This is a genomic window from Variovorax paradoxus (assembly GCA_016806145.1).
Classification (GTDB): domain Bacteria; phylum Pseudomonadota; class Gammaproteobacteria; order Burkholderiales; family Burkholderiaceae_C; genus Variovorax.
In genome coordinates, this window is the sequence record CP063167.1 from 1878758 (window position 1) to 1891826 (window position 13069).

The 13069-nt window shown below is 68.7% G+C and carries 13 protein-coding genes; 6 read left to right on the plus strand and 7 right to left on the minus strand.

From position 1 onward, the window contains the following. Window positions 1-23 precede the first annotated feature (23 nt). Window positions 24-1004, minus strand: a complete 981-nt coding sequence (locus INQ48_39865) for a tripartite tricarboxylate transporter substrate binding protein (GenBank protein ID QRF61535.1) — start codon at window positions 1002-1004, stop codon at window positions 24-26. Continuing rightward, entirely contained in the window at window positions 1001-2041 is a 1041-nt protein-coding gene (locus INQ48_39870) for a LysR family transcriptional regulator (GenBank protein QRF61536.1), read from the minus strand. The genes INQ48_39865 and INQ48_39870 overlap by 4 nt, the downstream gene beginning before the upstream one ends. A gap of 170 nt (window positions 2042-2211) precedes the next feature. On the opposite strand from INQ48_39870, the gene INQ48_39875 reads away from it, so the two are divergent. Then, on the plus strand, window positions 2212-4506 hold the full coding sequence (locus INQ48_39875) for a TonB-dependent receptor (GenBank protein QRF61537.1): 2295 nt from the start codon (window positions 2212-2214) through the stop codon (window positions 4504-4506). A 15-nt stretch (window positions 4507-4521) separates the two neighbouring features. Here INQ48_39875 and INQ48_39880 read toward each other — a convergent pair whose 3' ends face one another. Together INQ48_39880 and INQ48_39885 are read right to left on the minus strand one after the other, a co-directional pair. Then, the gene (locus INQ48_39880; GenBank protein QRF61538.1) at window positions 4522-4989 is read right to left on the minus strand and encodes a hypothetical protein; all 468 of its coding nucleotides are present in this window, start codon (window positions 4987-4989) and stop codon (window positions 4522-4524) included. Then, window positions 4982-5389, minus strand: a complete 408-nt coding sequence (locus INQ48_39885) for a hypothetical protein (protein QRF61539.1) — start codon at window positions 5387-5389, stop codon at window positions 4982-4984. The genes INQ48_39880 and INQ48_39885 overlap by 8 nt, the downstream gene beginning before the upstream one ends. 271 nt (window positions 5390-5660) lie before the next feature. On the opposite strand from INQ48_39885, the gene INQ48_39890 reads away from it, so the two are divergent. The 5 genes from INQ48_39890 (at window position 5661) to INQ48_39910 (ending at window position 10192) form a co-directional block, all read left to right on the plus strand. After that, window positions 5661-6164 (plus strand): hypothetical protein, encoded by a 504-nt coding sequence (locus tag INQ48_39890; protein QRF61540.1) that lies wholly within the window; start codon window positions 5661-5663, stop codon window positions 6162-6164. 50 nt (window positions 6165-6214) lie between these two features. Further along, on the plus strand, window positions 6215-8449 hold the full coding sequence (locus INQ48_39895) for a hypothetical protein (GenBank protein QRF61541.1): 2235 nt from the start codon (window positions 6215-6217) through the stop codon (window positions 8447-8449). Between the two features lie 132 nt (window positions 8450-8581). Beyond that, window positions 8582-9385 (plus strand): alpha/beta hydrolase, encoded by an 804-nt coding sequence (locus tag INQ48_39900; GenBank protein QRF61542.1) that lies wholly within the window; start codon window positions 8582-8584, stop codon window positions 9383-9385. A 132-nt stretch (window positions 9386-9517) separates the two neighbouring features. Then, the gene (locus INQ48_39905) at window positions 9518-9772 is read left to right on the plus strand and encodes a plasmid stabilization protein (protein QRF61543.1); all 255 of its coding nucleotides are present in this window, start codon (window positions 9518-9520) and stop codon (window positions 9770-9772) included. After that, window positions 9773-10192 (plus strand): type II toxin-antitoxin system VapC family toxin, encoded by a 420-nt coding sequence (locus INQ48_39910; protein QRF61544.1) that lies wholly within the window; start codon window positions 9773-9775, stop codon window positions 10190-10192. It abuts the gene before it with no gap. Window positions 10193-10207: 15 nt separating this feature from the next. On the opposite strand, the gene INQ48_39915 is transcribed toward INQ48_39910, so the two are convergent. The 3 genes from INQ48_39915 to INQ48_39925 all read right to left on the minus strand — a co-directional run bounded on the left by INQ48_39915 (window position 10208) and on the right by INQ48_39925 (window position 13015). Further along, on the minus strand, window positions 10208-11530 hold the full coding sequence (locus INQ48_39915; protein QRF61545.1) for a hypothetical protein: 1323 nt from the start codon (window positions 11528-11530) through the stop codon (window positions 10208-10210). Between the two features lie 142 nt (window positions 11531-11672). Beyond that, the gene (locus tag INQ48_39920; protein ID QRF61546.1) at window positions 11673-12029 is read right to left on the minus strand and encodes a hypothetical protein; all 357 of its coding nucleotides are present in this window, start codon (window positions 12027-12029) and stop codon (window positions 11673-11675) included. A 14-nt stretch (window positions 12030-12043) separates the two neighbouring features. Then, a complete protein-coding gene (locus INQ48_39925) occupies window positions 12044-13015 on the minus strand; it encodes a tripartite tricarboxylate transporter substrate binding protein BugD (GenBank protein QRF61547.1) in 972 nt (323 codons plus the stop codon). Between the last annotated feature and the right edge of the window lie 54 nt (window positions 13016-13069).

The following is a 13069-nucleotide window of genomic DNA, read 5'->3' on the forward strand; positions in this document are numbered from 1 at the left end:
AGCGGGCCGGACCGGGGCTCGCTTCAGTCCAGCGTGATCCCCGTGCGCCTGGACAGCGCCGCGTACTTGTCCACCTGCTGGCGCAGGAAGGCGGCGAAGGCCGCCGGCGGCGCGACCGAGACCACCACCCCGCCGGCCGCCAGCCGGTCATGCACCTGCGGGGTCTGCAGGGTCCGTGCGAGTGCGCTGCTCAGCGCCTCGACCTGTACCGCCGGCGTGTGCGCCGGTGCCACGAAACCATAGAAACCGATCAGCTCGAAGCCGGGCAGCGACTCCGCGATGGCGGGCAGCTGCGGATAGGACGCGGCCCGCCGCGCGCTGGTGATGCCCAGCGCGCGCAGGCGCTGCGACTGCAGGTGCGGCAGCGCGCTCTCCAGGGTGACGAAGGCCAGCGGCAGATCGCCGTTGAGCAGCGCGCGGTAGATCTGCGCGCTGCCGTTGTAGGGCACGTGCTCGAGCGTCACGTCGGCCTCGATGGCGAGCAGCTCGCCGGCCAGGTGCGACACCGAGCCGATGCCCAGCGACGCGTACTGCAGCGGCGGATCGGTGCGCCTTGCCAGCGCGATCAACTGGGCCACGTCGCGCGCGGCGAAGCCCGGCTGCGTGACCAGCACCACGATCGAATGGCCGCCGAGGCACAGGGGCTCGAAATCGTCGAGCGCGTCGTAGGGCATCTGCTGGCGCATCGCCTCGTTGGCGGCATGCGGCGAGAACACCATGCCGAAGGTGTTGCCGTCGGGCGCGGCCATGGCCACGGCCTGCGTGCCGACGATCATGCCGCCGCCCGCGCGGTTGTCGACCACCACCGGCCGGTCGAGCACCTGCGCCAGTTCGCGGGCGATCAGGCGCGCCATGAAGTCGGCGGCACCGCCGGGCGCCTGCGGCACGACCATGCGCAAGGGCCGTCCCGTGTCGTTGGCGGCCAGCGCGTGGCGGCCGCACAGGCCGGCACACGCCATGGCGGCGAGCATCGCGCGCCGCGTCGCGAGCGTGTTGCCGCTCACCGCCGCAGCCTGCGCGAGGCGCGCCGGAACTCGTCGGCCAGCGCCGCGGCCGAAGGCGTCAGCGGCCGCTTCGTCGGCGTCACCAGATGCTGCACGGCCGGCGGCAGATCGAGCTTGATGGGCAGGACCTTGAGCAGTCCGCGTTCGCGCAGCGGTTCCAGCCCGCCCAGGCTGTTGAGCGTGACCAGGTCGCTCTGCAGCAGCATCGACACCAGCGCGCTCGACGAATCGCAATGCGCCACCAGCGTCGGTGCCGGCAGGCCCTGGCTGGTCATCAGCGTGACGATCATCGGCCCGCCCGACTGCTGCACGCTGTAGAGCCAGCCATAGGGCACCAGCGCGGCCAGGTCGCGCGCATCGGCGGCCGGGTGGCCCGCGCGCACGACGATGCCCATGTCGGAACTGCACAGCTGCTCGGTGTGCAGGTCGGACAGGCTCTGGTCGGTGGGCAGCGGGCCGACCGCGAAATCGATCCGGGCTTCGCGCAGCGCTGCGATGGTCGACGACGAGCGACCGCCGAGCACGCTGATCAATGCATTGGGCGTGTGCTCTCGAAAGCGCGCCACGGCGGTGGGCAGCAGCATGGCCTCGGCCGTGGCCGACAGGCCCACCGTGATCAGCTTGCGGCCCTCGCCGCCGGCGCTCTCGAGTTCCTCCTGCAGATGGCGCAGTTCGGCATCGATCACGCGCGCGCGGCGCAGCACGATGCGGCCGAACTCGGTGGGTTCCACGCCGCGCGCGGAACGCACCAGCAGCGGCACGCCCAGCGATTTCTCGAGCGCGGTGAGGTTCTTGCTGACGGCCGCCTGCGCAAGGCCGAGCTTGCGCGCGGCGGATCGAACGCTGCCGGTCTCGATGACGGCTATCAGATCTCGGAGGTGGGCCTCGCGCACTTTGTCTCGTGTCTCGTTGTCGTTGTGGTCGCGAATTATCCGGCAAGCGTCCTTGAGGCGCAGCGCCATCGCGAGCGTGTGCGGCAGGCGCTGCAACGCGCGAAACGCCAGCATCCATGCGGGTTTGCGGCGTTCGCGGTGCATGGAAAGCCGCTCGCATGCGCCTACCTTTGGTGAACGAGTTAACCGCCGATGTGCTTCCGGGCCGCCACGGGCCGCGACTACGCTCTGCCGCCTTTGCGCCGCGGCGCCGGCGAATCCGAACAAGAACAGAGAGACATGCGACTTCCCGTTGCAGATCGCGCCAGGCCTTCATGAACAGGTCCCTCCTGTCGCTTGCGCTCGTCGCGGCCTTTCCCTGCGTCGCGACCGATGCCATGGCCCAGGACGCGCCCGAGCGCGCCAAGTCGCTCGGCATCGTCACGGTGACCGGTGCCCGGCCGAGTTCGCTGCCCACGCAGATCCCCACCACCATCGAGGGCGTGACGCGCGCCGAGATCGAGACGCGCGTGAACGCCACCGACAGCGAGGACGCGCTCAAGTACCTGCCGAGCCTGCTGGTGCGCAAGCGCTACATCGGCGACTACAACCACGCGATCCTTTCCACGCGCGCCTCGGGCACCGGCAACAGCGCGCGCTCGGCCGTCTATGCCGACGGCATCCTGCTGTCGAACTACCTGGGCAACGGCATCGCCAACGGCACCAACTTCGCGCCGCGCTGGGGCCTGGTCACGGCCGAGGAGATCGAGCGGGTCGACGTGATGTACGGCCCGTTCTCGGCCGCGTACCCGGGCAACTTGGCGGGCGCGGTGGTCGACTACGTGACGCGCATGCCCGACAAGCTCGAGGCCCATGTGAAGGCGGGCTTCTCCTCGCAGCCCAACGAGCTCTACCGCACGAAGAAGAGCTTCAACGGCTGGCAGACCAGCGCCTCGCTGGGCAGCCGCAGCGGCGACTGGTCCTGGTGGATCGACGTCAACCGCACCGACAGCCAGGGGCAGCCGCTGACCTTCACCACGGCGACGTTGGCGTCCACCGTGGCCGGCGCGGCGGGAACGCCGGTGTTCGGCGCGGTGCCCGGCCTCAACACCACCAACGCCCCGTGGCTGATCCTCGGCGCGGGCACGCAGTACCGCACCGTGCAGGACCACGCCAAGCTCAAGCTGGCCTACGACATCTCGCCCACGCTGCGCGCGAGCTACACGCTCGGCTGGTGGCAGAACGCGGGCAGCGGGCAGAGCGAGAGCTACCTCGTCGATGCACGCGGCCAGCCGGTCTACAGCGGGCCGGTCAACATCGGCGGGCGCAGCTTCACGCTCGCGCCCACGGCCTTTCCGTGGACCGAGGACCGCGCCACGCACTTCATGCACGGGCTGTCCGTCAAGAGCAACACCCAGGGTGCCTTCGACTGGGAGGTGGCCGCCAGCCTCTACGACTACGCCAAGGACACGCAGCGCTCGCCCACGGTCGCGCTGCCGCTGGCGGCCCTCGGCGGTGCCGGCACCTTGCAGGACCAGGGCGGCACCGGCTGGAACACGCTCGCGGCCAAGGGCACCTGGCGCCCGCAGGGCGTGGGCGGCGCGCATGTGGTCGACTTCGGTGTCGGCCGCGATGCCTACAAGCTCGTCATCGCCAAGACCAACGTGCTCGGCGACTGGCAGGACGGCCCCGCGTTCACGCCCGTGAGCCAGGTGGGAGGGCGCAGCCAGACGCTCAGTGCCTGGGCGCAGGACGCGTGGTCCTTCGCGCCGCGATGGAAGACCGTGCTCGGGCTTCGCTACGAGAAGTGGAAGGCCACGGACGGCTTCACCGCCACGGCCACGAGCGCACAGCCTTACGCCGCGCGCAGCGAGTCCGACCTCTCGCCCAAGGCCGCGCTGGCCTACCAGCTCGCGCCTTCGACAGTGATCAAGGCCTCGGTGGGCCGCGCGGTGCGCTATCCGACGGTGGGCGAACTCTATGGCGCGACCTCGGGCGGCGCGCTCTCGTTCGTCAACGACCCGAACCTCGAGCCCGAGAAGTCATGGACCGGCGAACTCACGGCCGAACAGGACCTGGGCAACGGCCTGCTGCGCGCCACGCTGTTCCATGAGACCACGAAGAACGCGCTCTACAGCCAGTTGATCCCGAACTCGACCGTCTCGCGCGTGCAGAACGTCGACCGGATGCGCACCACCGGCGTGGAGCTTGCCTACACCGGGCAGGACGTCGGCATCCAGGGCCTCGATCTCGGCGGCAGCTTGACCTATGCCGATTCGAAGACGGTGGCCGACGCGGCCTTTCCGGCGGCGGTGGGCAAGTGGCAGCCGCGCGTGCCGCGCTGGCGCGCCACGGCCTACGCCACCTACAAGCCCGATGCGCGCTGGGCCTTCACGGTGGCCGCGCGCTACAGCGGCCGGCAGTACTCGAACCTCGACAACAGCGACGTCAATGCCTTCGCCTACTTCGGGGCGAGCCGCTACTTCACGGTGGACCTGCGCGTCCGCTACCAGATCGACAAGCAGTGGTCGGCGGCCTTCGGCATCGACAACGCGAACAACGACCGCTACTGGAACTTCCACCCGTACCCGCAACGCACCTACACGGCCGAACTGCGCTTCGACCTGTGAGGGGCCGCGCTGCGCTCAAGGCGCGGCGGGCCGCGGCGGTTGCGCCCAGAGCTTGTCGCTCGACCAGTGCAGGTGGACGATGCGGAAGCTGTCGCCCGCGCGGCGCACGATCGCCGTTTCCTGCATCACCTGGTCGATGGGCTTGCCGTCGGGCAGCTTGCCTGTGACGTGGTAGGTGCTGAGCACCCAGCGCTCGTTGCCGCTGCCGCCGAGGCGGCGTGCCTGCAGGGTCCAGGTGGACACGGCCGCCATGTCGATGTCGCCCGGCAGGTGGCTCAGCGCATAGGCCTCGATCGTCGGGTCGGTGACGCCGAACTCGAACACCACCAATGAACGGTCGAGGTAGGAGAGCGCACCGCCCGTGTCCTTGCGCTTGAGTGCCGCGTGGAAGCCGTCGACCGCGTCGGCCGGCAGCTTCACGGTCTGCGCTCCCGCCGCGGCGGCCAGGACCAGGCTCGCGGCGGCGAGCAGCAGCCTACGCATGGGGGTCGACCAGCTTGGGGTCGATCAATTCGATGATGACGATGTCGCCGGCGTTCACGCCTTCCATCGAGGGATCGGTGGCGCGCACCGTGAGCTCGTCGGGCGTATTGCTCTTGAGCCACAGGGTGCGGCCGAACATCTTGCCGCGGAGGAAGGTGAGCCGCCAGCCGCGCATCTCGTTGCGCTGGGGCGCCACCATGCCCGGGCCGATCGGTTCGAAGCGCAAGGTGGCGATGCGGCCCGCCTTGCCGGCCTGGCCCACGCCGGTCACCTTGGCCGTGAAGCGCCGCAGCGCGGGGTCGACCGCGTCGTGGCCGGCCACCGCGTGCTGTGCGAGCAGCAGGGCCGCGGCCATGGCCGAGGCCCGCGCGCCGGCGAGGATCCATGTCGTCAGCAACATCGCTGTCCCTTGCCTCCATTCAAAGAAGCCGGCGATGTTATCGACGCGGCGCGCGCGCGCAAGGGATCACGATGCATCGCGATCGACGTCCGCATGCGATGAAAACACGCGGCTTTCGTGCCGCGACGCCAGTGTCGGCGAGGGTCCCGGGCAGGGCCCGCGATGCGATTCATGCGCTCACCTGCGACGAACGTTTTAACCGTTGGTCGTCTTCTGACGCAGGGCTTTCACAACTAATCTCTGCGCCCACTCCACAACCACATCGACATCCATGCAGGCTTCCGTGACGCATCGCATCCGCTGGCCCTGGTGGCTCGTGGCGGTGTTCGCCGTCGCGCTGTCGGCCATGTGGTGGTGGCCGTCGTCCGATGAGGCCATCGTGCCGATGCCGCCGGTCGCTGTGGCTCCCGCACCTGCGATGGCACCGGCACCGAAGCCCGTGCCGGTGGCCGCGAAGCCGATCGATGCCGCGTTGTCGGTCTCGGCCTTCAAGCTCGTCGGCACGGTCGTGGCGGCCGATGGCGTGGACAGCTTCGCGCTGATGCGCCGCGCCGGCGATTCGCAGCTGTTGCAACTGCGTGTCGGTGGCCACGTCGAGGGCCTGACCGTCAGCGCGATCCAGCCCGACAGCGTCGTGCTCGCGGGCGCGGGGCAGTCGGTGGTGATCGAGACCGACCGCACCGTCGCATCGCCGCTGCCTTCCCGCCCGGCCCACCCGCCGGAGCCGGACGTGGAACCGGCATTCGCGGGAGACCCCGCCCCCTTCGGACATTGACGCGAAGACTTTCCCCTGGCCCCGTGTTTTTTGACAGAGAAAGAAGAACCATGAAGAGAAGACAAGCCCCCAGAGCCAACCTGCTGTTGGTTGGCGCCCTCGCCAGCGCCTTGCTGCTCGCCGCGTGCGGCGGCAGCAACGACAGCGCGCCGCTCATCGTCGGCTCCGCACCGCCACCCGCGGGATCCACCGACCAGCCGCCCACCGACACCGGGCCTGTTGCCCAGGACTACGTGACACCGCCGCGGCTGTGCGAGCCCGGCCCCGGGGACCAGGGAGAGCCGGGCGTCAATGGCCACATCCCCAAGTCGGCGATGTACGACGCCACCGCCAATCCCGATGGCTTCCAGGGCTACTGGTGCGGCGCGCGCAAGGTCGCGCAGAACACGCTGTTCGGCCGCGGCGCCTTCGGCGACCTGCAGATCAAGGCCAAGGGCTCGACGCGCTGCGCCTATGCCTCCAACCGCGATGGCGCGGCCGGCGGCGATGCCGCGCTGACCACCGGCATCATCGTGTTCGACATGAAGACGCCGACGAAGATGCAGGTCGTGCCCGCGAGCGGCGACACCACGGTCGTCGGCACCGCGCCGTCGGCCAGCGTCAAGGCCACGAGCACCAACAAGTGGGGCGAGGAAACCACCGCCGCCACGCCGGTCAATCCGAACGGCAAGATCCTGCGCACCCCGGCCGCGCTCGAAGCCTACTCGGGCCTCGAGCTGTCGGGCGACCTGCTGGTGGCCGGCTACAAGGACAACAAGATGGTGGACGTCTACGACGTCAGCGACTGCCTGCACCCGGTGCCGCTGAACGCGAGCTACCAGTCCTCGGGCGGCCACCACGACGGCTGGCTCTCGCCCGACGGCAAGACCTGGTACGGCGTGCCCTTCGGCACCACGGCCAAGGACGGCGGCACCACGCTCATCACCGGCGGCACCTCGCCCACGGACGACAACTTCGCCAACTACACCATCGACAACAAGCGCGTCGACCTGCATATCACCAACCTCGACGATCCGAAGAACCCGAAGCTGCTGCTGAGCTGGAACCGCTCGCAGCTGCCCGACGAGGTGAAGAACAACAAGAACTGGCGCATCATGGCGGCGACCAACATCCATGACGTCAGCACCAACCCCGACGGCACGCGGCTCTATCTCGCGGTGTACGGCGGCGGCGGCCAGGTGGCCGGCAACCTGCCGACGCCCACCACCACCTTCTGGCGCGATCAGACCTGTGCCAACGGCCTGCTGATCATGGACTCGAGCGACATCGTCAAGCGCGCGGCCGATCCGAAGCTGAAGTACATCAGCTTCCTCTCGTGGTGCGACCAGCAGCCCAATCCCGAGTTCGAGCAGGGCGGCTATGCGCGCATGACCTCGACGGCAGCGACGCATGCCACCGAATGGGTGCGGCACGTCAACGGCAAGGAGTACATCGTCTCGACCGACGAGTCGTACGCCCTGACGACCAGCGACACCAACGGCCTGCCGAACCAGTGCAAGCAGCAGAGCTTCGGCCGCATGATCGACATCTCGGACGAGAAACATCCGAAGATCGTCGGCACCTATGAGCAGGATGCCAACAAGGCCAGCGTCTGCCCGACGCTGGTGGCCGAGGGCGGCAACGTCCCGATGGTCCACTACCTGAACTTCGACGACCGCAACCACATGCGCGTGGCCGTCTACGCGGCCGCATCGGGCGGCATCCGCTTCGCCGACTGGACCGATCCGACCAGCCCGAAGGAGATCGGCTACTACGTCGCGCGGCGCAACACGCCGAGCAAGATGGACTTCACGCGTCCCGATCCGCGCTACGACGCCGAGAACTGCCTCTACTACACCGGCTGGAACCAGGGCGGCCTGGTCTCGCTCGAGCTGACCAACCCGCAGTACAACCCGTGCATGAGCCGCAGCGCGAACGTCAGCGGCAAGGTGGCGACGGCGCAGGGCGACCTCACGGTGGCGCTGAAGGCGGGCCGCGACAGCAAGGGCCCGAGCGTCAGCCTGAGCATCGAGGGCCTGGGCAACAAGGTGCAGCTGGGTGCGGTGACGCGCCTCGGCTCTGCCATCGACGCGGATGGCGCGCAGGTCACGGCCACCAGCAACTCGGTGCAGATCGACGCCGACGGCAGCTTCGACGGCCAGCCCGCGAAGTTCCGCCTGCAGGTGACCGACAACGGCGGCAACAAGGGCTTCTTCTCGCTGAGCTGCACCGAGGGCTGCTCGTTCACGACCAATGGCTACCTGCAGAGCGGCGGCAAGCTGGCGGTGGCGAACCTCAAGAGCTGAAGATGCCAAGGACCGCGCATGCCTGTTGACCTTCGCTCGCGCGGTCGATAGCATCGCGGCACTTTCAAAACGCCCTCCCGGTTCGCCGGGGGGCGTTTTCTTTTTGTTCCGCAACTTCCATGGAACCCGGAGATGAAAGCACCCCTCGAGATTCGCCCCGCATCGCACGCCGGCCTCGGATACGTCCGGCATGGCCACGGGCCGATCCCCGTGCTGGTCCTGCACGACTGGCTCGGCGACCACGCGAACTACGACGCGCTCCTGCCCTGGCTCGACGGCCAGGCGTTCACCCATGTCTTCGCCGACCTGCGCGGCTATGGGCTGTCGATCGCACTGCCGGGCGAGTTCACGGTGAAGGAGATCGCCGCCGACTGCCTCGCGCTCGCCGACCGCCTCGGCTGGCGGCGCTTCCACGTCCTCGGTCACTCGATGACCGGGATGGTCACGCAACGCCTCGCGGCGGACGCGCCTTCGCGCATCGCGAGCGCGATCGCCGTGTGCCCGGTTTCAGCCGCCGGCAACAGGCTGGATCCGGAGGCCTTGGCCTTCTTTGCCAGCACGGCCGACGACGATGACGCGCTTCGGCGGCTGTTCAAGTTCGTCGGCGGGAGCTTGCCCGACGAATGGGTCGAGCAGAAGGTGCGGCGCCACCGCGAGGCGGTGGCGCCCGCATGCCGCAGGCGCTACCTCGACATGCTGGTCACGGCCGATTTCGCCGACGAGGTGCGAGGGCTCGACACGCCGTTCCTGGTGGTCGTCGGCGACAGGGATCCGGGGCTCGATGCGGAGGCGATGAAGCACACCTTGCTCGCGTGGCATCCGAACGCGGAGCTGCGGGTGGTGCCCGATTGCGGGCACTATCCGATGCAGCAGCATCCGTCGTACTTCGCGGGCGTGGTCGAGGGGTTTCTGAAGCGCCAAGGCGCGACACCCTGATATCGCTCGGCGTGGATGACAGGAAAGCCACGCAGCTGCGGCGCGGAAGCTGAAGAGCGACCGGATGTCGGCGATGGTGACAGCATTTGAATATAATTGCTGTCATTGACGGCATTCAAGGGGATTTGAATCATGGCAATCCTGACGGTAAGAAATGTGCCCGACGACGTGCACCGCGCCTTGCGCGTGCGGGCTGCCCAGCATGGCCGCAGTACGGAAGCGGAGGTGCGCGAGATTCTGGCGTCCGTGGTCAAGCCGGAGAAGCGCGTGCTCGTGGGAGACGCCTTGGCTGCCATCGGTCGCAAGATCGGCCTGACCAATGAGGATTTCGCGGTCTTCGAGAATGTGCGCGACAAGACGCCGGCCAAACCGCTGAGCTTCGACTGAATGATCGTCCTCGACACCAACGTCGTCTCCGAGGCGATGAAACCGGAGCCGGATGCGGCCGTAAGGGCGTGGTTGAACGACCAGGCGGCAGAGAGTCTTTACCTGTCCAGCGTCACGCTGGCCGAGTTGCTGTTCGGGATCCGGGCGTTGCCCGCGGGCAAGCGCAAGAATCTGCTCGACCGAGCCCTGCGTGAGTTGCTGGAGCTGTTCAAGGATCGTGTTCTTCCGTTCGACACGGATGCAGCGCGCCACTATGCAGACCTGGCCGTAACCGCCAGGAGCGGCGGTCGCGGCTTCCCGACGCCGGATGGCTATATCGCGGCCATTGCGGCATCGCGTGGCTTCATCGTGGCATCGCGCGACACGTCGCCCTATGAAGCGGCGGGCCTGACGGTCATCAACCCCTGGACAGAGGCGTAGGGCCGCAGGCGCCGCTCACCCCACGATCGGCTGCGCCATGATCCAGAGGCTCAGGCTCGTATAGGCCACCATCAGCACGAGCATCGGCAGCTGGCTCAGCATCGCCGCGCGGTGGTTCGCGAAGCGGCGCGTGGCCTCGACATGGACGACGACGACCGCGAGCACATGGCCGACGACGATCAGCGTCAAGGCCGTGTACCAGTAGACGGCCGGGCTCACGATGCCGAGGTCGACCGTGCGGCCGCGCGTGCCGAACAGGTTCCAGCCCCAGCCGAAGGGATCGGAGGCGAGCGGAACGATGAACTGCCCTGTCGTCAGCAGCAGCGAGGCGTAATGCGCGAGGTGGTAGGCCACGGCGATCGGCACCAGGCTCCAGACCATCGCATTCACGGCCGCGCGTTCGGTGCTGCCGGCCAGGCGCAGCATCCACGCGCCCACGGCGCGAAAGATCAGCACGAAGGCCACGGGGAACAGCATCAGCATGACGCTGTTGAGCCACTGGGTCTCGTCCATGCCGGTCGCGGAAGACAGCGTGAACAGCGTCTCGGCGACCGTGCGCGATGTCTGCGCGGCGGTGCCGATGCGATCCATCAGCGGGGTTTCGTGGAAGCCGTCGAAGGTGACGGTCGCGAGCATCAGCAGCACGAAGGTCGCTACCGAATTCGGCACCGGCTCGGTCGTCAGCAGGCCGGCGCCGTAGGGCCGCAGGCGCAGGCGCGCGGGCTCGGTCGGCGTCGAGCCGCGCAACTCGAGCGGCGCGAAGCGGCCCAGCACGCGGAAGGCCATCGCGAAGGCATCGGCCCGGTGGCGCCAGGCCTCCACGCCGAACAGCAGCATGCCGGCCCAGCTCAGCAGCGCATAGCCCAGCAGGGCGCCGGCGAGGGCGGAGGGCAGATCCTTGTCCTGCCAAACCAGTTCGGTCCAGGCGAAGGCGAAGAACAGCGCGACCGCCGGCCAGGCGCCCAGCCATTTCGGCCAGCGCAGGCCCAGCGATTCGTGGCCGCCGCCGACCAGGCGCGCGGCGGCGCGGTACAGCGTGGGCAGCGGGTTGACGATCTCCCACAGGTCGCCGACCAGCGCGCAGAAGAAGGCCATGCCGACCCACCACAGCACCCAGACCATCGTGACGATCAGGTTCGCATAGGCGTCGGAATTGCCGAGGAAGCCGGTGGCCAGCGTCAGCACGAACAGCGCGCAGCCCAGCGTTCGCAGCACGACCGCGAGCGGACGCGCGATGCGGCGCAGCGGCGCGAAGCGCAGCAGGTCGGTGTCGCGCAGGAAGGAGGAGCCGAAGTCGTGGCGCCGCGCGAACAGCGCGAGCGCCGCGAAGGTCAGCACGAGGGTCGCGCCGGCCCCCGTGAGCCACAGCCACAGCGGCAGCGGCAGGTCGAAGCGCTGGCCGAAGCCGTGCGCCCGCGCGCCGGCCGAGGCGCACGCGATCGCGAGACCGGTCCCGAAGCGAAGCGTTTTCAGGGCGCGCCTAGGGATGGACTTCGATGAACATCACGGCGCGGTGGTTGCCCGGGCCGTGGCGATGCTCGTGCACCGGGAAGCGGCCCGCGAGGCTGGCCTTGAAGCTCAGCAGCGCGGGCGCGGGCGGCGTCACCTGGGTCTCGATGTCGTAGCCGTGCAGGTGCAGCACCAGGGGCTGGTCGCTGAGCACGCTGATCTGCACCTGGTCGCCCTGGCGCACCTTCAGCGTGTCGTCGCCCTTGATGCGGCCGCCCACGAGCTCGACCGAGAACTTCGGCGAGGCGGCCGCGGCGGCGCCCGCGAGCGGCGCCAGCGCCGCGAGGGCGATCAGCCGCAGGCGCAGGCGGTTCGGATTCGTCGTCATGGCGCGGTCCATGCTCAGTCCGCGTACTGGCCGGCCGCCTTGATGACCGCGCCCCACTTCTCGATCTCGGTCTCGACGAACTTCTTGTGCTCCGGGCCGTTGACGCGGGCGTCGGTGATGATGACCGCGCCGAGCCCTTCCTGGCTCTTGATGAAGGCCGGGTCCTTGAGCGCCACCTTCAGCGCCGCATTGAGCTTGTCGGTGACCGCCTTGGGCGTGCCCGCGGGCGCGAACAGGCCATGCCAGATGCTGACATTGAAGCCCTTGAGGCCGCTCTCGTCGAGCGTGGGCAGCGCGGCCAGCACCGGCGTCTTCAGGCGCTGCTGCGTGGTCACGGCATAGGCCCTGACCATGTTGCCCTCGATCTGCGCGGTGGTGTTGGTGGTCTGGTCGCACATGATGTCGACCTGGCCGCCGATCAGGTCGGTCATGGCCGGTGCCGTGCCCTTGTAGGGGATGGTCTGCGGCGCGATCTTCAGCGCGCTCTGCAGCATCAGGCCGCACAGGTGCGAGGCCGAGCCGATGCCGGCGTTGGCGAGGTTGGTCTTGCTGCCGTTGGTCTCGAGCCACTTGCGCAGCTCGGTGAAGTTGTTCGCGGGCACCGACTTCGAGCTGATGAGCGTCATCGGCACTTCGTTGATCAGGCCCAGGTATTCGAAGCCCTCGAGGGTCTTGTAGGGCAGCTTGCGGTACAGCGAAGGCGAGGTCGCCATGCTCACGTGGTGCAGCATCAGCGTGTAGCCGTCGTTGGCCGCGCGCGCGGCCTTGGCGGCACCGAGCGTGCCGCCGGCGCCGCCGGTGTTGTCGATGGTGATCGCCACATTGCCCAGCGGCTTGCGCAGCGCCTCGGCGAAGTCGCGCGCCACCTTGTCGGTGGGGCCGCCGGCCGCGAAGGGCACCACGATCATGATCGGTTTGTCGGGATACTCGGCGAACGCAGGAAGGGCGGCGAGGGCCGCGATCGCGATCGTGAACAGGCGCTTCATTGATGTCTCGTTGTGGGTGAAGCCGAAAATGCTATAGCCCACCCACGCCGCGCA